25 protein-coding genes are annotated in these 23,685 nt (G+C 70.3%); 10 read left to right on the top strand and 15 right to left on the bottom strand.

What is annotated here, in order from left to right; translation table 11 throughout:
• On the bottom strand, nucleotides 1-655 hold a 655-nt coding region (locus HJC40_RS17020), incomplete at its 3' end, for a DDE-type integrase/transposase/recombinase (protein WP_250002048.1).
• 238 nt (nucleotides 656-893) lie between these two features.
• On the bottom strand, nucleotides 894-1,595 hold the full coding sequence (locus tag HJC40_RS17015) for an SDR family oxidoreductase (RefSeq protein ID WP_250002047.1): 702 nt from the start codon (nucleotides 1,593-1,595) through the stop codon (nucleotides 894-896).
• A gap of 122 nt (nucleotides 1,596-1,717) precedes the next feature.
• On the opposite strand from HJC40_RS17015, the gene HJC40_RS17010 reads away from it, so the two are divergent.
• Complete coding sequence (locus HJC40_RS17010; RefSeq protein WP_250002046.1) at nucleotides 1,718-2,359, top strand: TetR/AcrR family transcriptional regulator; 642 nt, start codon at nucleotides 1,718-1,720, stop codon at nucleotides 2,357-2,359.
• A gap of 22 nt (nucleotides 2,360-2,381) precedes the next feature.
• Here HJC40_RS17010 and HJC40_RS17005 read toward each other — a convergent pair whose 3' ends face one another.
• The 3 genes from HJC40_RS17005 to HJC40_RS16995 form a co-directional block, all read right to left on the bottom strand.
• Complete coding sequence (locus tag HJC40_RS17005; protein WP_250002045.1) at nucleotides 2,382-3,521, bottom strand: lamin tail domain-containing protein; 1,140 nt, start codon at nucleotides 3,519-3,521, stop codon at nucleotides 2,382-2,384.
• Nucleotides 3,522-3,585: 64 nt separating this feature from the next.
• Nucleotides 3,586-5,154, bottom strand: coding sequence for a DUF5305 family protein (locus tag HJC40_RS17000; protein ID WP_250002044.1), 1,569 nt, complete (start codon nucleotides 5,152-5,154; stop codon nucleotides 3,586-3,588).
• A gap of 93 nt (nucleotides 5,155-5,247) precedes the next feature.
• Nucleotides 5,248-5,685: a hypothetical protein gene (locus tag HJC40_RS16995; RefSeq protein WP_250002043.1), complete on the bottom strand. Its 438-nt coding sequence runs from the start codon at nucleotides 5,683-5,685 to the stop codon at nucleotides 5,248-5,250.
• A 357-nt stretch (nucleotides 5,686-6,042) separates the two neighbouring features.
• Between HJC40_RS16995 and HJC40_RS16990 the strand changes: the two genes are divergently transcribed.
• The gene (locus tag HJC40_RS16990) at nucleotides 6,043-6,609 is read left to right on the top strand and encodes a pentapeptide repeat-containing protein (RefSeq protein ID WP_250002042.1); all 567 of its coding nucleotides are present in this window, start codon (nucleotides 6,043-6,045) and stop codon (nucleotides 6,607-6,609) included.
• Between the two features lie 26 nt (nucleotides 6,610-6,635).
• Entirely contained in the window at nucleotides 6,636-7,886 is a 1,251-nt protein-coding gene (locus HJC40_RS16985) for a TerC family protein (protein WP_250002041.1), read from the top strand.
• 111 nt (nucleotides 7,887-7,997) lie between these two features.
• Here the strand turns inward: HJC40_RS16985 and HJC40_RS16980 are convergent, their stop codons facing one another.
• Nucleotides 7,998-9,368: a translation initiation factor 2 gene (locus HJC40_RS16980; protein WP_250002040.1), complete on the bottom strand. Its 1,371-nt coding sequence runs from the start codon at nucleotides 9,366-9,368 to the stop codon at nucleotides 7,998-8,000.
• 160 nt (nucleotides 9,369-9,528) lie between these two features.
• Nucleotides 9,529-10,377 carry a fused MFS/spermidine synthase gene (locus HJC40_RS16975; protein ID WP_250002039.1) on the bottom strand — a complete coding sequence of 283 codons (849 nt, stop codon included), beginning with the start codon at nucleotides 10,375-10,377 and terminating at the stop codon, nucleotides 9,529-9,531.
• Nucleotides 10,378-10,459: 82 nt separating this feature from the next.
• Between HJC40_RS16975 and HJC40_RS16970 the strand changes: the two genes are divergently transcribed.
• From HJC40_RS16970 to HJC40_RS16960, 3 genes are read left to right on the top strand one after another with little or no spacing between them, the layout of a single operon-like run.
• Nucleotides 10,460-11,899, top strand: coding sequence for a DUF1800 domain-containing protein (locus HJC40_RS16970; protein WP_250002038.1), 1,440 nt, complete (start codon nucleotides 10,460-10,462; stop codon nucleotides 11,897-11,899).
• An 8-nt stretch (nucleotides 11,900-11,907) separates the two neighbouring features.
• Nucleotides 11,908-13,113 carry a DUF1501 domain-containing protein gene (locus HJC40_RS16965; RefSeq protein WP_250002092.1) on the top strand — a complete coding sequence of 402 codons (1,206 nt, stop codon included), beginning with the start codon at nucleotides 11,908-11,910 and terminating at the stop codon, nucleotides 13,111-13,113.
• A 56-nt stretch (nucleotides 13,114-13,169) separates the two neighbouring features.
• Nucleotides 13,170-13,550, top strand: coding sequence for a hypothetical protein (locus tag HJC40_RS16960; protein ID WP_250002037.1), 381 nt, complete (start codon nucleotides 13,170-13,172; stop codon nucleotides 13,548-13,550).
• 66 nt (nucleotides 13,551-13,616) lie between these two features.
• Here HJC40_RS16960 and HJC40_RS16955 read toward each other — a convergent pair whose 3' ends face one another.
• The 3 genes from HJC40_RS16955 to malQ all read right to left on the bottom strand — a co-directional run bounded on the left by HJC40_RS16955 (nucleotide 13,617) and on the right by malQ (nucleotide 15,986).
• Entirely contained in the window at nucleotides 13,617-13,799 is a 183-nt protein-coding gene (locus HJC40_RS16955; protein ID WP_250002036.1) for an antitoxin, read from the bottom strand.
• Nucleotides 13,800-13,866: 67 nt separating this feature from the next.
• Nucleotides 13,867-14,049: an antitoxin gene (locus tag HJC40_RS16950; RefSeq protein ID WP_250002035.1), complete on the bottom strand. Its 183-nt coding sequence runs from the start codon at nucleotides 14,047-14,049 to the stop codon at nucleotides 13,867-13,869.
• Nucleotides 14,046-15,986: a 4-alpha-glucanotransferase gene (gene malQ / locus HJC40_RS16945; RefSeq protein WP_250002034.1), complete on the bottom strand. Its 1,941-nt coding sequence runs from the start codon at nucleotides 15,984-15,986 to the stop codon at nucleotides 14,046-14,048. The genes HJC40_RS16950 and malQ overlap by 4 nt, the downstream gene beginning before the upstream one ends.
• Before the next feature lie 92 nt (nucleotides 15,987-16,078).
• Here malQ and HJC40_RS16940 point away from each other — a divergent pair, with 92 nt between their 5' ends.
• Entirely contained in the window at nucleotides 16,079-16,354 is a 276-nt protein-coding gene (locus HJC40_RS16940; RefSeq protein WP_250002033.1) for a hypothetical protein, read from the top strand.
• A 55-nt stretch (nucleotides 16,355-16,409) separates the two neighbouring features.
• Nucleotides 16,410-17,651, top strand: coding sequence for a chitosanase (locus HJC40_RS45290; protein WP_284043205.1), 1,242 nt, complete (start codon nucleotides 16,410-16,412; stop codon nucleotides 17,649-17,651).
• Nucleotides 17,652-17,683: 32 nt separating this feature from the next.
• Here HJC40_RS45290 and HJC40_RS16925 read toward each other — a convergent pair whose 3' ends face one another.
• The 3 genes from HJC40_RS16925 to HJC40_RS16915 all read right to left on the bottom strand — a co-directional run bounded on the left by HJC40_RS16925 (nucleotide 17,684) and on the right by HJC40_RS16915 (nucleotide 20,415).
• Nucleotides 17,684-18,916 carry a family 16 glycosylhydrolase gene (locus HJC40_RS16925; RefSeq protein WP_250002032.1) on the bottom strand — a complete coding sequence of 411 codons (1,233 nt, stop codon included), beginning with the start codon at nucleotides 18,914-18,916 and terminating at the stop codon, nucleotides 17,684-17,686.
• A gap of 103 nt (nucleotides 18,917-19,019) precedes the next feature.
• Complete coding sequence (locus tag HJC40_RS46145) at nucleotides 19,020-19,925, bottom strand: carbohydrate-binding protein (RefSeq protein ID WP_250002031.1); 906 nt, start codon at nucleotides 19,923-19,925, stop codon at nucleotides 19,020-19,022.
• 52 nt (nucleotides 19,926-19,977) lie between these two features.
• A complete protein-coding gene (locus HJC40_RS16915) occupies nucleotides 19,978-20,415 on the bottom strand; it encodes an ATP-binding protein (protein WP_250002090.1) in 438 nt (145 codons plus the stop codon).
• Nucleotides 20,416-20,457: 42 nt separating this feature from the next.
• On the opposite strand from HJC40_RS16915, the gene macS reads away from it, so the two are divergent.
• Both macS and HJC40_RS16905 read left to right on the top strand, forming a co-directional pair.
• On the top strand, nucleotides 20,458-21,591 hold the full coding sequence (macS, locus tag HJC40_RS16910) for a MacS family sensor histidine kinase (protein WP_250002030.1): 1,134 nt from the start codon (nucleotides 20,458-20,460) through the stop codon (nucleotides 21,589-21,591).
• Nucleotides 21,592-21,596: 5 nt separating this feature from the next.
• Nucleotides 21,597-22,277 carry a response regulator transcription factor gene (locus tag HJC40_RS16905; protein ID WP_250002029.1) on the top strand — a complete coding sequence of 227 codons (681 nt, stop codon included), beginning with the start codon at nucleotides 21,597-21,599 and terminating at the stop codon, nucleotides 22,275-22,277.
• Nucleotides 22,278-22,290: 13 nt separating this feature from the next.
• Here HJC40_RS16905 and HJC40_RS16900 read toward each other — a convergent pair whose 3' ends face one another.
• Together HJC40_RS16900 and HJC40_RS16895 are read right to left on the bottom strand one after the other, a co-directional pair.
• Complete coding sequence (locus HJC40_RS16900) at nucleotides 22,291-22,848, bottom strand: DUF5709 domain-containing protein (protein ID WP_250002028.1); 558 nt, start codon at nucleotides 22,846-22,848, stop codon at nucleotides 22,291-22,293.
• Nucleotides 22,849-22,943: 95 nt separating this feature from the next.
• The gene (locus HJC40_RS16895; protein ID WP_250002027.1) at nucleotides 22,944-23,675 is read right to left on the bottom strand and encodes an anti-anti-sigma factor; all 732 of its coding nucleotides are present in this window, start codon (nucleotides 23,673-23,675) and stop codon (nucleotides 22,944-22,946) included.
• Nucleotides 23,676-23,685 lie beyond the last annotated feature (10 nt).

Below are 23,685 nucleotides of genomic sequence, written 5' to 3'. Positions count from 1 at the left end.
CGCGGCCGCCGGCGAATCGCACGGTGTAGACCAGCCCGTTGTCGGTCAGCGTCGAGGCCGGGTATCCGTGCAGCTCACCTGCCTGCTGGAAGCTTTGGTGGGTGATCTGCGCGGTGATTCGGGGATGCGCTGACAGGTGCAGGGCGTAGCGGGAGTGGTCGTCGAGCCAGGTGATGATTTCGACGTCGGTGCCTGGCCGGCCGTCACCGCGGGTGAGCCGGTAGTGGGTGAAGTCGGACTGCCAGGTCTCGTTGGGCTGATCGGCTTGGAAACGGATGTAGGAGCTCTTCGGCCGTTTCGATGGTTCGGGGGTGACCTGCCCGGCTCGTACCAGGATGCGGTTGATCGTCGCCCTCGACAGGACGGTCTGGTGGTGGTGTTGCAGGTGCCAGCCGAGGGTGTCGGCGCCGGCGTCCAGGCCGGACTCGCCCAGCTGTTTACGCAGGGACAGAACTAGTGCGACCGTGGCGGCCGGGGTGGCGGCGGGTCGGGTGTTCGGGGCGCGGGAGCGGGGTTCGAACGCGGCCTCACCCTCAGCGGCGTAGCGGGTCATGAGCCGGCTGATCCAGCCCTGGGAGACGCCGTAGGTGCGGGCGGTCTCGGCCTGTGACGTACCGGTCAGAACGGCGGCGATGACGAGTCGACGTGTGGACACGCCGCACCCTGCTGCCGCACGCCGGTACTGCTACGGCGCCATGCCGATGTCTTGAGACATACCTATTCCGATGACGCGAGACACCCTATTCCGATGTGCTGAGCCAGGACACTGTCCCCGCTACGAGTCGAATGGCCCTGATCTGCGGAAACGCGGATCAGGGCCATTTTCGTTCACCGCCCGGCCGGGCGCGCACAGGGACGCGGTTGAGGCCAGGGCAGCAACGGCCCGCCGGCGGTCAGGCGGCCAGCTGGGGGTAGAGCAGTGTGAGGTCGCCGGAGAGCGCCGACTTCACGCCGCGCGTCACGTCGTCGGCCAGCACCTCGAAGGCGTTGGATTCGACGCCGTCCAGGGCGGCCGCGGCCACGTCCACCGCGCTCGACTTGGGGCCGTCGATGTGCGCGGCCATGTCGGTGTCGACGTAGGCGACGTGCAGCCCGGTGACCTCGATGCCGCGCGGGCGCAACTGCAGGCGCAGCGAGTTGGTCTGCGACCAGAGCGCGGCCTTGGAGGCGCTGTACGGACCGCCGTCGGCGAACCAGGACAGCACCGAGTGCACGTTGAGCAGGTGGCCGCCGCCGTTGCGCTCGATCACCGGCACGAAGGCCCGGGCGACGAGCAGCGGACCGTAGAAGTTGGTGTCCAGGTCGCGTCGCACCTCGTCGAGCGGTGAGTCGAGGTACGAGGCTCCGGTGGCCACGCCTGCGTTGTTGATCAGGACGGTGACGTCGGACGACTGCTCGGCCGCCGCGGCGATGGATGCCTCGTCGGTGACCTCCAGCCGTACCGGGACCGCGTCCGGGTGCGTGATCGTCTTCGGGTCGCGCGCAGTGGCGTACACCTTGGCCGCTCCGCGCCGGAAGAGCTCGTCCACCAGGGCCTTGCCGATGCCACGGCTGCCGCCGGTGACGAGGACGACGGAGTCTTTGATCGCAGTCATGGGGTGCTCCTCGAGTGCCTGGAAACTGATCGGTTTCTCCGACCGTAAACTGATCGGTTTCCGATTGGCAAGCGGCTGTGACGCATGAAACCGATCGGTTTTCGGCGAGGTACTCTTCCGGTGTGACTGATACGCGTGACCGTCTGCTCGACGCGGCGGCGGACCTCTTCTACCGCGAGGGTGTCAACGTCGGCGTCGAGGCGTTGACCAAGGCCGCGGGCGTCTCCAAGCGCTCGATGTACCAGCTCTTCGGCAGCAAGGACGAGGTCGTCGCGGCCAGCCTCGAGCGCATCGGCCCGGGCTACAACGCGAGCCTGCTGCCGCCTGACGGCCAGGGCACGCCCCGGGAGCGGATCCTGCACGTGTTCCGCGTGCTGGAGGAGGTCGCGCCCGAGCCGGAATTCCACGGCTGCCCGTTCGTGGCCACCTCGGTCGAGATCAAGTCGGCCGATCACCCGGCCCGGGCGGTCGCGCGCCGCTACAAGGACGGGCTCGCCGCCTTCTTCCGCCGGGAAGCGGCCGCGGGCGGGGCGGCCGATCCCGAGCGGGTGGCCCGTCAGCTCACCATGACCTTCGACGGCGCCGGCGCCTGGGCCGTGATGCACGGCGAAGGGCTGGACGGTCAAGCCGTACGCATGGCCGAGACGCTGCTGGACGCGGCCGGCCTCGTGGCGGAGCCAGCCGTGGGCGTCGCCGAGCAGGCCGGCCCTCAGAGGCCGGGCACGACGAAGGCCCGGCCTCCCGCAGTGGGAGGCCGGGCCTGAAGCCGAAGGCGAGTGGGGTGGGTCAGCAGGTGGTGTAGCCGGGACCCAGCTTGGTCCACTTACAGGTGTCGACGGTGCCGCCGGCCGGGTTGCGCAGGTAGGCGATGTCGCCGAGGTTGTCCCAGACGAAACCGGCCTTGCCGGCGCGGCCCCAGTAGCGGAACGAACCGGAGTTCGTGCCCTTGCCCGTGCGCACCAGGTAGGACTGGCCGACGTTGATGGTGATGTTCGGGAACTTGTAGGTGATGCCCTTGCCGTCCCGGACCGTCCAGCCGTTGATGCTGACGGCCTTCTTCGTCTTGTTCGTGATCTTGAAGTACTCGTTGTTCAGGCTGCTGTTGCTGCCCGAGTCCGTGCCCGGCGGGTCGTACTGGATGCGGGTGAACTGGATCGCGCCGCCACCGGACGCCGGGGGCTTGGTCGGGGTCGCCGGGGGCTTCGTCGGGGTCGTCGGCGGCTTGGTGGGAGTCGTCGGCGGCTTGGTGGGCGTCGGCGTCGTCGTGCCGTAGACCCAGGCGGTGACCGCCGCCGACGTCGTGCCGATTACGCCCTGCGAGTCGTCGCCGCTGAAGACGGCCCGGTACGTCTGATTTCCGGTCGGCTGGCCGGTGAGGACCTCACTGAAGTCGGCCGTGTCACCGCCGGTCTGGGTGTTCTTCACCGTGGTGAAGCTGCCGTCGGCGTTCTTGCGCTGGACGGCCACCGCCAGGCCCGGCTGCGCCGGAAGGGCGTCACCGGACACGGTTATCCTGCCGGGGACCTTCTCGTCCGCGTTGAGCCAGAACTTGACGGCAAGCTTGGCCTTCACCGTGATCGTGTTCGACCGGACGCTGCCTTGGCGGACCTCGAAGAAGAATCCCGAATCGACGAAGCGCCTGATGCTGAACTTGCCGGACTCGTCGGCGGTGGCCAGGACGGGGCCCTTCTCGTCCACCGACGTGAAGTCCTTCGCCGGCAGCATGTCGTTCCAGCCGATCGCCGTCTCGTACAGCTGGACCGTCGAACGCGGTTCGGCGGTGCCGGTCATGGTGATTTCATCGAAGCCGACAACCTGCGCCGGACCGGCGAGGGTGGGGGTGACGGCGGCCGAGGCGGGGGCGGCGATGGCAAAGGTCGCCGCAACCCCGATCACGACGCCCTTAGTCATGAGCCTGGAGATCATTCGCAGCAGTTTAGTGATGATTAACGAGCTCGGGATGGTCCGGTAGGACGATTACGGACAACCGTCAGGCCACCGGTGACGACGCCTTTCGACGGTGACTTCCGGTGGCGTTCGGGCGATTTATGCGGTCGACATTCTGCAAGTCCGGATCGGCGATCGGGATGCGGTATCGATAGGTGATGCCCTCGTCGCGGACAACGAAGTCGTCGGCGTCCGGGCGTCGCCACGTGAGGATCATCTGGCCGTACCGCTCGGCCAGCTTGACCAGCGCGGGGAAGTTGTCGACGTTGACCACGGGCTTGCCGGGCGGGCTGGCCATCGGCTCCACGTGCACCAAAAGATCGGGGTGTCGTCGCTCAATCTGCTCCCTTGTCCGTAAAGGAGCGGTGCGGCGCGTAAGAAAGAACACGACGACGCCGCCGGCGGCCGCGAGAAGAAAAGTCAGAATCGCGTACGCGCGGGCGGCCGCGGCATTCATGACCTCGTGTCCGAAGACGGCAATTTCGCGCGGCTGAACCTTTGTTGCGGGAGTGGCGCCCGATGACTGAGTGAGTGAACCGCCGTCGGCCACGGCCAGCTGCACCTCGTTCAGCTGAAGCTGGGCGACCGACGTGAACGGCGGGAGGCCGTCGGCGACCACCCGTCCGCGCACGGCGATCGTGAGGGGGGTGCCGGGCTGCACGCCGATCGCGCGGGACGCCGCGTCGGCCCGGTTGCTCAAGGAGCGCAGGTTTAGCGTCGTCGAGGTCTTGTGCGTCGTGCCGGTGAACGCCTGCGGTGCGATCAGGGTGATGGTGGAGTGCCAGCCGGTGCCGTTGGTGAGCTCGGCCGTGAGGTCGAAGGTGCCGCTCGGGCCCTTGTATTCGGCTCGCAGGTCGACCGTGTTGACCAGCTTGCGGAAAACCGGCTCCGGGGACGTGACGGTGGTGTCGTCGTAGGCGGCTGATCTTGGCACTGTGGTCGAGTACGAGAAGGTCGTCGACTGGCTCGGGCCGGCCGGCCCGGTGACTGTCTCGACGACCGGGCGCATCCAGCCGATGACGGCGAGCCCGAGCGCGAGGCCGGTAAGGGCGGCGACTACAGCGGCCAGGGTGCGGACCGGGGGAGGCATGCGCTCGAAGATCTTCACGACCTCGGCTGCCTGAGCCCACGAGCCGCCTTGGCGAGACATGGCCTTCACTTTCTTCTTCCGCCGACCCCTCGGTACCTGCCGGCGCGTCGCCGTCGCCGTCGCCCCGCCGCTGATGATCAGGAAGCCGATCATGCCGAGGCTGGTAGGGCTGAGGAGCGGCTTCAGCCAGACGCCGCCTTTCGGGACATGCAGAACCGGACGGCCGATCATGTCGGCAGCTAACGGCCTCAGCGGGTCGATCGACGCGTTGTTGTCCCCTTTGAGGATGAATCCGCCAACAGCGTCTCCCCCGACTATGCGGTGGAGGATCTTCTGTCCCGGCTGAGAACCATGGTAAGCGGCTATCTGCCCGATTTGGTAGGAATCCTCGCTAGCGACGATCACGAGATCGTTCTGGTAGTAAACCGGGTTCATGCTGACACCGCTCGTCACTACGTAAGACACGCTGCCGGTGACCAATGCCCAACCGCCGATGGCCGTCATCACAGTGATGACGGCCATGACAGCGATGCGCAACGTCCGGTGTTGAATGACCATCTCGCTCGTTCGACGGGCTGATTCAGCCTCGCAGATGAGACATGGCCAGGTGCGGACTCAGCTCACGGTGACCGTCATTTGTGTGAGGCCCGTGTAGTAACCGCCGTTCACCGTGTGAGCTCCCGAGTTGTTCGCCGCGACCTGGCAGACAGTCGAAAGATTGACTACCGCGTCGGGGCAGTGAAACTCGTCAGCCGTCGGAGAACCGCCGCCGAAGGTGCCACCCGTCGGGCTCAGCGCCACCGTGCGGCCGTTGCCTCCAGTGAAGGTGAGGGTGACCAGGTTGACCTGGGTCTTGGCGGGCGCATCGGCGAATCCGTATTGAATGTTCGAGAGCACCGCGCCGGATACACTCTGCGTGATCTGGCCGCCGACAACTTGAGGCGAAGCGGCAAGGCCTGTCACCCCGAGGCCTGTACCGGTTAGAGCTGTGCTGCCCGCGGCAACTACGCCGGCCGCAGCCAGGCCTCCGATGACCTGAAGCATCTTGCTCATATGCGTTGTTCCCCCCGTTGGCGATCCTGGTCACTTGTTGAATCGGCTCGGGATTGACGACTGTGAAGTGCAGGACGGGTGCGAACACCGTCACTTGGCGCGCGGTGGCCTCAGCGGCGGCGCGGGGTCTCACCGGGCCACTCTGGTCCGTCTGTCACAGTTGAAGAGATGTCTGAACGGGAACTTCACGCTGACTGCTCTCGCTGCGCGGCGCTCTGCTGCGTTGCGCCGGCCTTTGCCAAATCGTCCGACTTTGCCATCAACAAGGCGGCCGGCACGCCCTGTCGCAACCTGGGCGGCGACTTCGGCTGCACGATCCACGAACGGCTCGACGCGAGCGGCTTCCATGGCTGCGTTGTGTTCGACTGCTTCGGGGCGGGGCAGCGCCTCACTCAGGAGACGTTCGGTGGGCGCACCTGGCGCGACGAACCGGCTATCGCCGGCGACATGTTCGCCAGCCTGCCGGTGGTGCGCCAGTTGCACGAGCTCATGTGGCTGATCACCGAGGCCTTGAAGCTCGACGAGGCTCGGCCCGTACACCGGAAGCTCCGAGACTCCCTCGACCGGATCGACCACCTGGCCGCCGGGTCACCGGCGGAGCTCAAAGCCCTCGACGTGGACGCTCACCGTCGCCGGGTCAACCCGTTGCTGCAACGGGCCAGCCAGCTCGCCCGCGCCTCTTACCGGGGCCCGGATCACCGGGGCGCCCAACTGATCGGCCGCCGGATGCGGGGCGCCGACCTGCGCGGCGCGAGTTTCCGAGGCGCTCTGCTGATCGGGGCCGACCTGCGCGACGCCGATCTGCGCCGGGCCGACTTCACCGGGGCCGACCTTCGCGGTACGGATCTGCGGGGCGCCGACCTGACCGGGGTGTTGTTCCTCACCGAATCACAACGTCGAGCAGCCGTTACGTCAGGCACATAGAAACAACTCAGCCCTAGGATGAGCTGATGCAGGATGTGTCGGGTGTGGTGTGGCTGCTGACTGTTCTCGGCATCATCGCTCTCTTGCTCTATGACTTCTTCTTCCATGTACGCAAGGCGCACATCCCGTCACTCCGGGAAGCCACGCGGTGGACGATCGTGTACGTCTCGATCGCGATCCTCTTCGGCGTCGGCGTGTGGGTGTTCGGCGGCAGCGACATGGGCGCCGAGTACTTCGCGGGCTACGTGACCGAGAAGGCGCTGTCGGTCGACAACCTCTTCGTCTTCCTGCTGCTGTTCTCCAGCTTCAAGGTGCCGCGGGCCGACCAGCAGAAGGTGCTGCTCGTCGGCATCGTCGTGTCGCTGATCGCGCGCACCGGGTTCATCTTCCTGGGCTCCGCGCTGATCAACTCGTTCGCCTGGGTGTTCTACCTGTTCGGGCTGATCCTGCTGATCACCGCGGGCAACCTGCTGCGCGAGCAGCGCGGCGACGACGAGCCGCCGGACAACATCGTGATCCGGCTGGCCCGGCGGGTGCTGCGCACGTCCGACACCTACGACGGCGACAAGCTGGTCACGTACGTGGACGGGCGCCGGGTCCTCACGCCGATGCTGCTGGTCATGGTGGCGATCGGCGGCACCGACATCCTGTTCGCGCTCGACTCGATCCCGGCGATCTTCGGCCTCACCCAGAACGTCTACCTGGTCTTCACCGCCACCGCGTTCTCGCTGCTGGGGTTGCGCCAGCTCTACTTCCTGATCGACGGGCTGCTCGATCGGCTGGTCTATCTCTCGTACGGGCTGGCCGCGATCCTGGCGCTGATCGGCGTCAAGCTGATCCTGCACGCCATGCACGAGAACAACGTGCCGTTCATCAACAACGGCGAGTCGATCCACGTCGTCGAGATCTCCACCGCGCTGTCTCTGTCGCTGATCATCGGCATCCTGTTCGTCACCGTGGTGGCGTCGCTGCTCAGCCCCAAGGGCCGGGCCCAGACCTACGTCGCCGCAGCCCGGCGGCACGCGAACGAGTTCCTCGACATCGAGACCGACCCGGCGTACTGCGACGAGATCTTCCACCGTCTCCTGGTCGAGGAGTCGCGCCTGAAGGGCCTGCCGGAGAAGTACCGGGCCCGGATCCGCTCCGAGGACGAGCTGATGGGGCTGCTGGGGCGGGCTCACCAGCTGCACGACGAGCGGGTCGCGAACGGCACCTGCTTCGTCCCGGCGGGCGGCCCGCTGGCGACCAAGTCACCCTTGAAGAGCGCCGAGCAGTAGAGACAGTCGAGCAGTAGAGACAGTCGAGCAGTAGAGACAGTCGAGCAGTAGAGACAGTCGAGCAGTACAGACAGCGGAAGACCGGGCCGCCCCGAGACGGCCCGGTCTTCATCAGCCCTGGCGGTGGCTGCCCCGCCCGCTGCTGCCCACTTCACCGTCGTAGCGCGGGGCACTCCCGCGCCCACGGGCCGCGTTGCCGGCGAACCGGGCGGCGGTGCGGCGGACCGATTCGGCCCGGCCGCTGATCTCGTCGCTTCCGTCGTCGGCGGCGCCGCGGGGCCGGGGAGCGTTGGCCGGCGGGACGTCGAGGTAGGCAGAGAGGTTGGTCTGGTTTTCCGGCGCCGCGACCAGCGGGCGAGCGCCGAGCGGGGCGTTGCCGCCGGCGACCAGGCTGGCCACGCGCGCGGCCAGTTCGGCGGCGCGGGCGTCGAGGTCGGGATGGCCGTTCAGGGTCGAGGCGTCGGCCGGCCGGGCCGACCACGTCTCGCGCTGCGGTGCGACCGGGATGCGGGTGGTGCGCTCGTAGGAACGGCCGACGCCGTCCTCGGGCGCGACGACCGGCACGACGACCGGCCCGACCTCCGCATAGGCCGGCGCGGCGGGCACAGACTCCCCGTAGGCCGGCTCCGTATAGGCTGGCTCTACCTCCGCATAAGCAGGGGCCACCGTCCCTGCTTCCAGGTAGGCGGGCGCGACCGGTGCCACGTCCGCGTATCCGGGGCCGGCCGAAGCGACGTCCGCGTAACCGGAGGCGGCTGTAGCGACGTCCGCGTATCCGGGGCCGGCCGAAGCGACGTCCGCGTAACCGGGGGCGGCTGTAGCGACGTCCGCGTAACCGGGGGCGGCCGTAGCGACCTGCGCGTATCCGGGGGCGGCCGCCTGACCGGCAGCGGCATGCGCGGGTGCCGCGTACGCGTCGACCGAGACGGCGCCGATCAGCGAGACGGTCTGCCCCTCGCCGCCCTGGAAGTTGTTGAACTCCGGGCCGATCACGAGCCGGGACAGCATGCGCACCTGGGGCGCCGCCACGCCCAGCGCGGCCGCGTTCTCCACCCGGTAACGCGCGATCGCCTGGCGCAGCGTGTTGGCGAGGCGGTCGGCGTCCCGCACGGTGTCCAGGTCGCCGCCGGCGAAGACCAGCGCCGGGAAGCTGCCGCCGGGGCCGGCGCAGACCAGCTGGATCTGGGTGACGGTGGCCTGCCGCCCGGTGTCGCGGCTGCCGGGCTGCACGCGCAGGTGCTGCGGCCACGGCCAGCGCAGCTCACCGGTGTCGGGGGCGCCGGGACCGCGGTAGAGGACGCGCTGGTCGGTGACGACGACCTCGGTCTCCTCGGGCAGGGTCCAGCGGGGGAGCGAGGCCGGCTGATCGAAAGCGTACTCGGCCACGGCGCAATGGCCGCTCCAGAGCGCTCGCTCGTCGGTGCCTAACACGAAGGACGGCGCGGACGAGTCCGCGTCGGCCACGAAGTATTGCTCGGACATGCGCGTTTCCCCCCAGTACGCGCCGCGCCCGGGACACACGCGGCCCCTCGATTACAACTGTGTGCCTCAGCGCAAACAAGTCGGCAAGCGCGAATCACACGAGATTTCCTGACGGCAACACGACAGGCCGGAATTCCTTGCCCCTTTGGGGGAGGAAATGTCACGCACGGTTACCGAACAGGGCGGCTGGCGGAGCGGGCGAGGCCACCGCGACACTGTCGGTGACGGGCGCCGCCCCGCCGGCGAAGCGGTCGAGGTCGGTCTCGAGGCGGCCCGGAAACCAGTCCCCGGCGGCGCGGCGGGTCAGCCCGGCCACCGGCGGCGGGGTGCGGCCGGCCACGACGACCAGATTGCCGAAGCGGCGGCCGCGCAGCACGGACGCGTCGGCCACCAGGCAGGCCTCGGGCAGCGCGGCGCGAATCGTGGCGACCTGGGCCTTGGCGTGCCGCAGCGGGGGCCCGTCGGTGATGTTGGCGATCAGGTGACCGCCCGGGTCGAGCACCCGGGCCAGCTGCTGAGCGAACTCGACCGAGGTGAGATGGGCCGGGGTGCGGGCGCCGGCGAAGACGTCGAGCACGATCAGGTCGTACCCGTCGTCGCGCATGCCCTCGACCGCGGCTCGCGCGTCGCCCACCCGTACGCGGATGTTGGCCTTGGCCGGAAGCGGCAGGGCCCGGCGGACGAACTCGACCAGTGGACCGTCGATCTCGACCACGCGCTGGGCCGAACCGGGCCGGGTGGTCGCGATGTAGCGGGGGATCGTCAGGGCGCCGCCGCCCAGGTGCAGCGCGCGCAGGGGCTGCCCGGCCGGGGCCAGCAGATCGATCGCCGCGGCCATCCGCCGGACGTACTCGAACTGCAGGTGGGTCGGGTCGGCCAGGTCGACATGCGACTGGGGCGCGCCGTCCAGCAGCAGCGTGAAGGCGGTGTCGCGGTCGGGGTCGGGCTGCAACTCGGCCACTCCCGACCCTACGGTCTCGATCTGTCCCGACCTTCTGCGCTGAGCCACGCCTCCAGTATCCCCGGGTGCGATCGGGGAGCATCGCGGCCGAACCACGACGGAGACGCGCGTCCCGGCCGACCTCGACGGTGTGACCGCGTCTGACCTTTTGCCGACCGACCCGCTGCTGCACCTGCTGCGCCGGGCGACCTTCGGGCCCTCGCCGGCGTCGGTCGCCGAGATCCGGCGGCTGGGGGCCTCCGCCTGGCTCGAGCGTCAGCTCAAGCCCGCCTCGATCGCCGACCCGGTCGGCGACGAGCTGATGTCCCGGTTCCCGCACGCCCGGACCACGATCTCGGGCGTCCGGCAGAAGATCGCCGCCGGGCAGCTGAAGAAGTACGACTGGAAGCCGATGTGGCAGGTCAGTCATGCGGCGGTGGCCCGGGCCGTCTGGAGCGAGCGGCAGCTGTTCGAGGTGATGGTCGACTTCTGGTCGAACCATCTCAACGTCACGTGCCCGACCGGTGACGTCTGGCAGAGCCGGGCCGACTACGACCACAACGTGATCCGCCGGTACGCCCTGGGCCGCTTCGCCGACCTGCTCAAGGCCTCGGCGAAGCACCCGGCGATGCTCACCTACCTGGACAACCGCTGGTCGACCAAGGCGGCGCCGAACGAGAACTACGGGCGCGAGCTGCTCGAACTGCACACCATCGGGCTGGCCTACACCGAGGCCGACGTGAAGAACGCGGCCCGCCTGTTCACCGGCCTGACCGTCCACAACGACACCGGCCACTACCAGTACGACCCCAAGCGGCACGCCGTCGGCGCGGTGCGGGTCCTCGGGTTCCGGCACGCGAACGCGACCGCGGCCGACGGCGAGAAGGCGGCGCTCGCGCTGCTCGACCACCTCGCCCTGCACACCGCGACGGCCCGCCGGATCGTGACCAAGCTCTGCGTACGGTTCGTCGCCGACCAGCCGCCCGCGAGCCTGGTCACCCGGCTGGTCAAGGTCTACCTCGACAACCGGTCGGCGATCGTGCCGGTGCTGCGGGCGCTGTTCACCTCGCCCGAGTTCGCGGCTTCGATCGGTGCCAAGACGCGGACGCCGTTCGAGGACGTCGTGGCGACCGTACGGGTGCTCGGCCTGGGACCGGAGCCGACCGGCACGCAGGCGATCGCGAGTCTCTACTCGATGTGCCGCAACGCGGGGCAGGCGCCGCTGGCCTGGGCCCCGCCGAACGGCTATCCCGACGTGGCGAGCGCCTGGGCCTCGACGTCGGGGCTGCTGGTGCGCTGGAACTCGCACCTGAGCCTGGCCGCCGGCTGGTGGCCGGCCACCCTCGTGCGGCCCCGATCGATGCTCGACGAGTTCGCCGGCCCGCTGCCCGCCACGCACGGCGCGCTGATCGACGCGGTCTCGAGACGGTTGATCGGCGGCCCGCTTCCCCGCTCGTCCGTGGAGGCGCTGTCCCGCTTCTTCGACAAGACCGCGTCCGCCCCGCTGAAGCCGACCGATCCGGCGGCCGGCTGGAAGTTCCCGTACCTGATGGCGATGCTGCTCAACTCGCCGTCCTTCGCCCTGAGGTGACCCGCGTGATGAACTGTGGCTGCAAGCGACGGACCCTGCTCGGCGGCGCGCTCGCCGGCCTGACCGGGGCGATGCTCTCGACCAGGCTGGCCTTCGCCGCCGGTGACCGGTACGACGGCGACGTCCTGGTGCTGGTCTCGTTGCGCGGTGGCTTCGACGGGCTCTCGGCTGTCGTGCCGGCCGGCGATGCCGCGTACTACCAGGCGCGTCCCGGCATCGCCGTGCCCAAGGCCCGGCTGATCGGCGGCGACCGCTCGTTCGGCCTGCACCCCGCGCTGGCCCCGCTGCTGCCGTTCTGGAAGTCGGGCCGGCTGGGGGCGGTGCACGCGGTGGGGATGCCGGCGCCGAACCGTTCGCACTTCGCCGCCATGGAGGAGCTGGAGCGGGCCGCGCCCGGCACCTCGACCCGTACGGGATGGCTCGACCGCATGGTCGGCGGCCTGGGCGGCGCCGATCCGTTCAGCGCGGTCTCGGTCGGCCAGGCCCGCCCGGCGCGGGTGCTCGACGGTCCCGCCCCCGACGTCGGGCTCAGCTCGGTGGACGCGTTCGTGCTCAACGGCGAGTCCGACGCCAAGCCGATCGCGGCCACGATGGCGGCGCTCTACGCCGACGCGCCCGCGGCCCTGGCCGGCACGGCCACGCGACTGCTCGACGCGCTCGACACGGCCCGCGATCTGCAGGCGGCCGGCTACACCCCGGCCAACGGCGCCGCCTATCCGGACTCCGAGCTGGGGCACGCGCTGCGCGACGTGGCCCGGTTGGTCAAGTCGGACGTCGGGCTGATGACGGCCACGGTGGATGTCGGCGACTGGGACATGCACGAGAACCTCAACCGCAGGATGCCCGGGCAGCTGGCCGACTTCGCCGCGGCGCTGGCCGCCTTCGCCACCGACCTCGGCCCGGCCGGGCTGGGCCGGGTCACCCTGGTCACGATCAGCGAGTTCGGGCGGCGGGTGACCGAGAACGGCTCGGGCGGGCTCGACCACGGCTACGGCAACGCCATGTTCGTGCTCGGCGGGCATGTGCGGGGCGGGAGGGTGCACGGCCGCTGGCCCGGGCTGGCGCCGGCAAAGCTGGTCGGTGGCGATCTGGCGGTGACCACCGACTATCGATCGGTGATCGCCGAGATCCTCCGGACGCGCTGCGGGGTGAACGACACCGCGGCGATCTTCCCCGGGGTGGAACCGGCCAACCTGGGCCTGGTCACCAGCTAGGTGCTTTTTCAGTAAAAACGTCACATTAGGGGGGATCGGCGCTCAAGACTGAGGAGGTGTCCACGAGCAACGTATTGGCGCACCTCATCGCCGAACAGCAGCGACGTCCCCTGACTCCGCCGTCGGCGGGCGACATGCCCGCGATCCTGGCCGCGGCTCAGGAGGAGGCCGGCCCACCGCTCAAGATCCGGCGGTTCCTCTCCGAGGACGGTCCGGCGTTCTGGCGCTGGGACTGTGCCAACTGCGGCGAGTACGGCGGCGGCCGGCACCACTCCGACGCGATCAACCGGGCCACCCGGCACTGCGCCGAGCATCCGGAGCACCAGTCCTCGCTGCTGCCGCCGATGCTGTGCCGGCAGCGCGACGCCTACATGCCGCTGCACCCCATGCTGTTCGCGGTCGACGACGACCCGCCGCCCCCGCCGCTCTCCAACTGAGCCCGGAAACGGCGGTCCGCCGCCCCGCCGCTCGTGAACCGAGCTGCGGAGCGGCGGCTGCCGTGGTCACTGCTGCTGCGTGTCGCCCTGGCCGGTGCGCTGCTGAGCGGCGTCCTGAGCCTTGTCGACCTGCGAGTCGTACTTGTTCCCCGTGCGCTGGTCGACCTGGTCGCCGGCCTTCTCGATGCCCTGGTCGACCTGCTCGTCGTGCTTGTCGGCCATGTCCTTGGCCTTGTCCATGAAACCCATCTCAAGCTCCTCCGATTGTGCTGGGGGACAACGACAGAAGGGTTCCCGGGGTTGGCCGGGGGAAACGTCACGGGCGGGTCGTGTCGCCCTGACCGGTGCGCTTGCGGGCCTCGTCGACCGCCTTGTCGATCTGCGACGTGTGCTTGTGGCCGGTGCGCTTGTCGACCTGGTCGCCGATCTTCTCCAGTGCCTGGTCGACCTGCTTGTCGTGCTTGTCGAGGAAGTCCTTGGCCTTGTTGAGGAAGCTCATCGGTGCGCCTTTCGCTGGGCGAGGATCGCGGCGACCGCTCGGAAGCGCGGGTCCTCGACGATCTCCTCGAGACCGGCGGTCAATGGCATCCGCCAGTTCGGGTACTCATCCATAGTGCCTGGGAGATTGGGCTGGGCGAGCTCTCCCAGCACGTCGTAGAGCGATGCGGTGACAAAACGGCACGGCGTCCGGGCGAGGAACTCGTGCATCGCCACGATGATCTCGTCGTCCGTGCTGTCCTCGGTGATCAGCTTTTCCGCCCGCAGCGCGGCGAGCAACTGGTCGCGGTCGCGCTCGGCGTTGCGCCGCTCCTGCTCGACCGGACCGGCCAGCTGGCCCAGCTCGGCCCGCACCCGCACCTGCTCGCCGGTGAGGAAGCCCGCCGCGGTCGGCAGGTCGTGCGTCGAGATGGAGGCCAGGGCGTTGCGCTTGTACTCCGCGGGTGGGTAGAAGACGTCGTCCGGGTCGTCCCAGTCGCGGGTGAAATAGAGCACCGCCGAGCCCAGCATGTTGCGCTTCTCCAGGCCCTCGGTCATCTCGGGCAGCACCGTGCCGAGATCCTCGCCGATCACCACCGCCCCGGCCCGCTGCGCCTCGAGCGCCAGGATGCCCAGCATCGCCTCGGGGTCGTAGTGCACGTAGGTGCCCTCGGCCGGACCCATGCCCGGCGGCACCCACCACAGCCGCCACAGGCCGGCCACGTGGTCGACGCGCAGGCCGCCCGCGTGCCGGAAGATCCGCTGGAGCATGTCCCGGTAGGCCGCGTACCCGGTCTCGATCAGCCGGTCGGGCCGCCAGGCGGCCAGCCCCCAGTCCTGGCCCAGCTGGTTGAAGGCGTCCGGCGGAGCGCCGGCGTGCACCCCGGCGGCCAGCACGTCCTGCAGCAGCCAGCCGTCGGCGCCGGCCGGGTCGATGCCGACGGCCAGGTCGTGCACCACGCCGACCGGCATGCCGCCGGCCCGGGCCGCGTTGTTGGCCTCCTCGAGCTGGACGTTGAGCAGGCGCTGGAGCCAGGCGTGGAAGGCGACGCGATCACTGTGGAACTCGCGGACTGCGGGGGAGTCGGGCCGGCGCAGCTCGGCCGGCCACTCCTGCCAGTTCGCGCCGTGCCGCTCGGCCAGCGCGCAGAACCGGGCGTAGTCGGTCAGCCCCGGGTCGCTCTCGAGGTCGACCTCGCCGGCCAGCGGCCACAGCAGCTCGAGCGCGGCCCGCTTGGCCTGCCAGACCGCGGAGTAGTCGATCAGGCCGTCGGCCGTGGGCCCGGGCTTGAGCGCGTCCACCGCCGCCCGCAGCGGAGGATCGGCCCGGCGGTACTCGGCGGTGTCGGCGATCCGCAGGTAGAGCGGGTTGGCGAAGCGGCGGCTGGACGGCGAGTACGGCGAGGCGGGCACGGGCAGCGTCGGGGTGATCGCGTGCAACGGGTTGAGCAGCACGAGACCCGGACCGCCGGAGTCGGCCAGGAACTGGCGCAGGTCGCCGAGGTCGCCCATGCCCCACGAGCGGGCCGAGTGCAACGCGTAGAGCTGCAGCATCCAGCCCCAGGTCTGCGGCGGCTCGGGCAGTTCGCCGGGCACCACGACCAGGGTGACCACCTGATCGGCGAGGTGCAGCGTGTGCCAGCCCAGCGGCAGATCCGAGGGGACCTCGTCACCCTCGCGCCGGGCGCCGTCCTCCAGCACGATCGTGGCCGGCCCGGGCAGCTCGCGGGTCTCGCCGGCCCGCACGACCACGGTGCCCGGCATCCGGCCCAGCCGGTCGCGCTCGCGCACGGCCTCGAGCCCGGCCCGGATCGCCTTCGGCGTGGTCGCGTCCACACCGAGCAGTCCCAGCACGCCCACCACCGACTCGTCGGCGACGTCTTTCCGCTCGCGGTGCCAGTCCTCGTACCATGTGGCCACTCCGTGTGCCGTCGCCAGTGCCGCCAGATCGGCGTCCATCCGGCCCCCTTTCTTCGCTTCTCTGGTCATACCCTGCCTGATGAGGGGTAGTCGTGGAGAACCAGTTGCGACGGTCGGTCAGGATGGGACACATGTCTTCCGCAATCAAGCTGTGGTCCCGCCTCGCCGCGGCGGTGACCGGGGCGGTGCTCGCGCTGGTCGTGCCCGTGCACGCCTGGGCCGCGAGCAACGGCCTCGACACCGTGATGATCGAGGCCGCCCGGTCCCGCCGGCGCCGGGGCGGCTTCGGTTTCTTCGGCCTCTTCGGCGGCATCTGCTGTCTCCTCGTGGTGGCCGCCATCGTGCTGACCATCGTGCTGGTGGCTCGTAACCGCAAGAAGCCCCGGGATCCCAGAGACCCCAGATAGCCCTCGTTCCCGCGAAGCCCGGCGATCATGGCCGGGCGCGACCTAGCGTTGAGGGATGCGGATCCGCGCCAACAACGTCCGGACGGCCGCGCTGGCCGGCGGGGTCGGAGCAGCGCTCTGCGTCCCGCTGGCCATCTCGGTGGCCGCCGCGGGCGATGACACCGTGCTGATCAGCCGGGGCCGCCCGGCCGCGGCGTCGTCGGCGACCGGCGGTGATGTCGCCGAGCGGGCCAACGACGCCAGCACGGTCACCCGGTGGGCCAGCGTCGCCGGGCCGGGCACCCAGTGGGTGCGCGTCGACCTCGGCTCGGCGCAGCGCATCGACCGGGTACGGCTGCAGTGGTCGGGCACGTACGCGAAGACCTACCGCGTGCAGGCCTCGGCCGACGGGTCGAACTGGACCGACCTCTACGTGACCCGGGCCGGCAACGGTGGCGCCGACGACCTCAAGCGGCTCAACGGCACCGGCCGCTATCTGCGGGTGCTGGCCACCCAGCGGGCCCGCCCGACGGGTGGGTACGCGCTGACCGACGTCCGCGCCTACGGCCCGGCGTCGAAGGCGCTGCCCGCCGCCGCCCCGCCCACCGGCTCGCTCGCCTCGGGGCTGGAGGACAGCCGCAAGAAGGAACGGGCGCTCGCCCTGATCTCCAGCGCCGAGAACTCGACGCTGGGCTGGCGCGGCCAGTTCGGCTACATTGAGGACATCGGCGACGGCCGTGGCTACACCGGCGGCATCGTCGGCTTCACCTCGGGCACCGCCGACATGCTGGCCGTCGTCACCACGTACGCGAAGCGCAAGCCCGGAAACGTGCTGCAGAGATATCTGCCGGCGCTGCGGGCGGTGAACGGCTCGGATTCGCACGCCGGTCTCGACCCGGGATTCCCGGCGGCCTGGCGGGCGGCGGCCAAGGACCCGGTCTTCCAGAAGGTGCAGGAGGACGCGCGGGACGCGTACTACTTCGCCCCGTCCATGCGGATCGCCCGCGACGACGGCCTGCGCGCGCTGGGCCAGTTCGCCTATTTCGACGCCGCCGTCATGCACGGGGTGTCGGGGCTGCGGGTCATCCGGTCGGCTGCTCTGCGGACGGCCAAGACCCCGGCCCAGGGCGGTGACGAGCTCACCTATCTGAACGCCTTCCTCGACGCCCGGGTGGCCGAGATGCGCACCGAGGAGGCCCACAACGACGTCAGCCGCGTCGAGACCGCGCAGCGCCTGTTCCTGCGTCGCAGCAACCTCGACCTCACCGCGCCGCTCACCTGGCAGGTCTACGGGGACGCCTACCGGTTGACGGGCTGACCCGGGTCTCCCGGGTCAGCCCATCGGAAGTGCTAGGCGCGGACCCACTTCTGGTTGGTGCCGCCGGTGCAGTCGTAGAGCTGGAGCTGGGCGCCGTTGGCGCCGTTCCAATCCCTGATGTCGACGCACTTGTTGGCCGAGACGTTCACGAGGTCACCGGCGCCCGAGAGGGTGAACCGTTGCACGGGGTTGCCGTTGCAGGTCACCAGCTGGATCGGGGTGCCGTTGGTCAGGGCCCCGCCGGCCGGGTCCATGCACTTGCCCATCGCGCGCACCGTGCCGTCGCCGTTGAAGGCCCACTGCTGCGCGGCCGAGCCGTTGCAGTCGTACGTCTGCAGTCGAGCCCCGTCGACCGGGTTGGCCCCCGGGATGTCGATGCAGCGGTTGCTGAAGGTGCTGCGCAGCGCCGCGCCGTTCGCGGGCGGGGTGGTGCCGCCGTCGGTCCAGGACGAGACGCGCACCCAGTCGACCGTCATGGTCTGCGGGAGCACCGTGCTCGCGTCGGGATAGCCGGGCCAGTAACCGCCGACCGCCACGTTGAGGATCATGAAGTGGTTGTGGTCGAAGACCCACTGGCGGCCACCCAGACTGGCCGGGGTCACGCGGAAGAACTCGGAGCCGTCCAGATACCAGACGATCAGGTTGGGCGACCACTCCACCGCGTAGTTGTGGAACGCGTCGCCCAGCGGCGTGCCGATGTTGCGGTTGCCGCCGATCGCGCTGCCACCGGAGTAGCCGGGGCCGTGCACCGTGCCGTAGACGGTGTTGGGCTCCTTGCCGACGTTCTCCATGATGTCGATCTCGCCCGTGGTGGGCCAGTTGTTGCCGCCGAGCATCCAGAACGCCGGCCAGATGCCCTGCGTCTTGGGGATCTTGATGCGGGCCTCGAAGCGGCCGTACGTCTGCGAGAACTTGTCCGCGGTGAGGATGCGGCCCGACGTGTACTGGCAGGTGCCGTAGTGGCACTGGTAGCCGGCCGGGTTCTCGCGGCGGGCGGTGATCTCGAGCTGGCCCTGGCCGTTGACCCGGACGTTGCTGGTCGAGTTGGTGTAGTACTGCTGTTCGTTGTTGCCCCAGCCGCCGCCGCCGATGTCGAACTTCCACTTGTTCGCGTCGATCGGGCCGGCCGCGCCGTTGAACTCGTCCGACCAGACGACCGGGCCGACAGCGGCCTCGGCGGCGTCGTTTCGGGAGGTGGCCACGAGGCTGGTCGTGAGGGTTGCCGCGATCATGGCCGCGGCGAGCAGGACTCTTGTCTTACGCATGGGGTGCCTCCGGGGGAAGAGGTGCGTATCGGAAACAGTCTTTAAAGATTGACCGCGATCAGTCAATGGAGACAGGTCCCGAAACCCCGGATGACGCCTTTTCTTACACCTTGGCGAACAGGTTGGGCAGAGCCGAGGGCTCCCAGCCGGGCAGCGCGGTGTGCGCCTCCTTGACCTTGTAGGTCACGCCCTTGTATGTGACCAGGTCGCCGGCCTGGTAGTCGGTGTAGGCCTTCCAGGCCGGTGCCTTGGCCTTGGCCGGCGGAGTCGTGGCGGGCGGAGTCGTGGCGGGCGGAGTCGTCGGCGCGGTCGTCGTGGGAGTCGCCGTGGGAGTCGCCGTCGTGGGGGTGGGCGTGGGTGTCGTGGGTGTGGGCATCGGCTTGACGCCGGCCGTCACCTTCACGAAGTCGACTTCCATCCGGGCCGGGCGTCGCCCGTCGGTGGCCAGGTTGAGCACCAGCGCGATCGGCAGGCCGGGCTCGGACGGCGTGAGCTTGAGGCTGGGGCGGCCGTCCACCGACCACACCACCGCGGTGGGTGACCAGTCGATCGCGTACGTGTGGAACTCCCGGCCCGAGGTCGGATCGGCGTCCTCGTCGAGCGTCTCGACGCTGCCGCGCAGAATCCGTCCGTACTTGTCGACCACGCCGAAGGCCCGCCACGGCCCGTTCGCGCGCCGCACCTTGATCCGCGCCTCCGCGTGCCCGTACGGCTCGGCGAACGCCTTGCGCGTGCTGATCAGCCGGTCCACCACCAGCCGGCCCCGGCCGTCCTGGAGGCCGTTGCGCGCGTCGCCGTCGAGCAGCCACTTCGACGGGTCGAGATCGGCGCCGCGACCGCCACCGAAGTCGTCGTCGAAGACCGGCCGGTGTTCCGACGCGACGGCGACGTCACCCTGCCCGGTGACGGCGATGGCACCGACGAGGCCGGTGCCCGCGACTGCCAGCGCGAGCAGTGCGCGCGGCCGGATCAGCCAGCGTGAGGTTCCCGTACGGTGCCGTGCGTCCACAGCAGCAGACCTTGACGAAGGTGAGAGCTTCTCGCAAGATCGCCGGGCAGACTTAAGGTTTTCTTAAGGATCGGCTGGACACCCGGACAGTGGTCCCCGCGTCGCCGGTGGTCAGCCGGAACGTGTCGGTCAGCTCCTCGGCGAGCCACAGCCCCCACCCGCCGGGCGTGTCGGCGGTCGGACGCGGCACCGTCTCCGGGCGGGCGGCCGGCAGCCCGCGGCCCGAGTCGCTCACCTCGCAGACCACCTCGCCGTCCTGCGCCCACATCGTGACCCGGCCGATCCCGCCGCCGTGCCGGACGGCGTTCGTGAGCAGCTCGTTGACCGCCACCACGAAGTCGTCGAGGCGGTCACCGGCCAGGCCGGCCGCCCCCGCACAGGACGTCACGGAGTGCCGCAGCGCCGTGATGGCGTTGCGGTCGAAGGTCTCCGAGAGCAGAACTTCGGTGCTGATGACCTCGACCGTAGGCCACGCCTGATCTTCGCGCAGGGCGGGCCACCGGTGCGGCCCCTCATGTGGGAGGGTCGGGCCATGGCCGACGCCCGCGACAGCGGTCTCCAGGCGCCGCTCTGGCGGGCGATCGCCGTCTATCGTCTCGCCGCCCTCGCCTACGCCGCGTTCCTGGTCATCAGCAACGTCGGCGCCTATGCCCGGCCGATGCTCGCGTGGCCCGTCCTCACCGCGATGGCCGCCTGGACGGTGGTCACGACCTATGCGTACGCCGACCCGGCCCGTCGCCGGCCGCCGCTGCTGGCGGCCGACCTGCTCGTCACGATCGCCGCGCTGACCGCCAGCGTCTGGGTCGTCGGCCGGAGCGGGCTCGCGGCCGGGCTGCCCACCGTGGCGGTCGCCTGGCACGTCGCGCCGGTGCTCTGCTGGGCGGTGGCCGGCGGGCGGCGCGGCGGCATCGCGGCCGCCCTGGCCATGGGGGCCACCGACCTGGCCGTCCGGGCCCACTACGACCAGGCGGCGTTCACCGGGGCGGTGCTGATGCTGCTGGCCGCGATCGCGGTGGGCAATCTGGTGCGCTTCGCCGAGGTGGCCCAGCAGCGGCTCGAACGGGCGATCGAGCTCGAGGCGACCACCCGGGAACGCGAACGGCTCGCCCGCGACATCCACGACTCGGTCCTGCAGGTGCTGGCGCTGGTGAAGCGGCGTGGGGTGGGTCTGGACGGCGAGGCCGGTGAGCTGGCCCGGCTGGCCGGCGAGCAGGAAGCCGCGCTGCGGACCCTGGTCGCGGCCCGCCAGGCGGACGACCCGGCCGGCGACGACCTCGACCTGATGGCGCTGCTGCTGACGTACGCCTCACCGGCCGTCACGGTCTCGGGCCCGGCCGGCGCCGTCCTGCTCCCCGCCCGTGCGGCCCGGGAGGTGCGCGCCGCCGTCGCCGCCACGCTGGACAACGTGGAGAAGCACTGTGACCCGGGCACCAAGGTCTACCTGTTCGTGGAGGACGAGCCCGGCGAGGTCGTCGTGACGGTGCGCGACGACGGCTGCGGCATCGAGCCCGACCGGCTGGCCCAGGCCGAGGCCCAGGGCCGGCTCGGCGTCGTCCAGTCGATCCGTGGCCGCGTCGCCGACCTCGGGGGCCGGGTCCGGATCATCTCCGCGCCGGGTGAGGGCACCGAGGTCGAGATGGTGGTGCCGCGGGCACCGATATCGTGACTGCCATGACTGCTGCGACCCGGGTGATGGTGGTCGACGACCACCCGATGTGGCGCGAGGGCGTCAGCCGCGATCTGGTCGCGGCCGGCTACGACGTGGTCGCGACGACCGGCGAGGGGCGGCAGGCGGTGCGGATAGCCGCCGCGGCCCGGCCCGACGTGGTGATCCTCGACCTTCAGCTGCCGGACGTCTCCGGGGTCGAGGTGATCAACGGCTTGCGGACAGCGGTTCCCGGCGTACGGGTCCTGATGCTCTCGGCCAGCGGCGAACAGCAGGACGTGCTGGACGCGGTGAAGGCCGGCGCGACGGGCTACCTGCTCAAGTCGGCCGGACCGGCCGAGTTCCTCGAGGCGGTGAGCCGCACGGCCGCGGGCGACACCGTCTTCACGCCCGGGCTGGCCGGGCTGGTGCTGGGCGAGTTCCGCCGGCTCGCGGTGGCCGAGCCGGCCGGCCCGCGGGCGGACGCGACGAAGCTCACCGAGCGCGAGACCGAGGTGCTGCGCCTGGTGGCGAAGGGCCTGTCGTACCGGCAGATCGCCGAACGGCTCGTCCTGAGCCATCGCACGGTGCAGAACCACGTCCAGAACACGCTCGGCAAGCTTCAGCTGCACAACCGCGTCGAGCTCACCCGGTATGCCCTGCAGAACGGCCTCGCCCCGCTCGGCGAGGCCGAGGACGCTCCCTGAGGGCGACCGGGCCCTACTCGTACCGCGGCGCCTCGGTCTCGTGGATCGCGAGCTCCTCGGCGCTCGCGCCGCCGCCGGCCGCACCGGCGTCGTACGCCACGCTGTCGCCCTCGTTGTCGAAGCCGTAGCCCTCGTCGGTCGCCACCAGGCGGCCCACCGTCTCGGGGTTGTCGGAATCGAGCTGGCCGTCGTCGTAGAGAGAGATCTGCGACTTCGGGTCGGAGGTCGGGCTCTCGCCCCACACGTCGGCGTCGAAGTTGCGCTGCTCGGAGCTGTCGACCGTCTCGTCGATCGGGTCGCGGCGGGCGGGAATCGCGTCCTCCGCGCCGAAGTCGGGCTCCTCCTGGCTCAGCCGGTAGTCGAGGGACTCGCCCTCGCGCTGCTCCTCGGCGGTGTCACCGAAGCGGTTGGAGCCGCCCGGGCCGACACCCGCGAGCGCCGCCGGGTCGGGACCGTCAGCCCAACGGGAGCTGTCCACCTCGTCGTACGCGGTCGAATCGTCATCCGCGGTGCCGGGCAGGCCGGAAGCTTCCGGGTCGGACACCTCGGCCGGGTAGTCGTTGTCTCGCATGCCCGCAATCTACCCGCGTGCGGGGCCCCTCATGCCCGTGCTGCACGCTTGGTTGTGGTCGGCTGCCTCACGCCCCGTCAACGGATGGGTGGGGCTCACGCCGGATCGTGGTCGGCGAACATCAGCGCCCAGACCACCTTGCCGTCGTCGAGCGGCAGATGTCCCCACCGGGCCGACACCGAGTCGATCAGCAGCATGCCGCGCCCGCCGTACGAGGTGGCCGGCACCGGCGTCCCGGAGAAGGTCGGCATGTGCGTGGAGTAGTCACGCACCGCCACGCTGATGCCGTTGCCGTGCGCGGCGACGAGCACGGCCATGGGCGTCTGGGCGTGCACGACCACGTTGTTGACCAGCTCGGTGATCACGATGCACGCGGGCCCGGCCAGATCGTGCCTGTCCCACCGCAGGCAGGCCTCGGTGACCAGCTCCCGGGAGCGGCGGGCCGCCCCCACCAGGGGCTCGAGCTCGAGGCTGAACCGCTGATCCGGATCGGGCTTGCCCAGTTCAGCCAGGGCCGCCCGGGTGTCCGGCCAGACCGACCAGCCGACCCCGCGCCAGGCGGCGGCTCCGCGCGTGTCGCAGAGCGCCAGGTGGGCGGCGGGCCAGTCGGCGGTCTCGCGGCGGACATCGCGCAACACGGCAGCCACGTCCGGTGACGGCAGCGTGACCTCGCTGACGTCGACCAGCACCGCCTCGGGCTGCTCGGCCAGGACGCTCAGCAGCGCCGACCGTACTGTGTCAGCGGTCTCGCCGTCGAGCACCCCGGTCAGCCGGACCAGCGGGTACTCCGACCCGCGATCCACCAGGTGCCGCACCTCGCTCGCCATGATCGCTCCA

The organism is Actinoplanes sp. M2I2 (genome assembly GCF_023544445.1).
In the GTDB taxonomy this organism is placed as follows: domain Bacteria; phylum Actinomycetota; class Actinomycetes; order Mycobacteriales; family Micromonosporaceae; genus Actinoplanes.
This window is presented reverse-complemented; position numbering and strand designations above follow the sequence as displayed.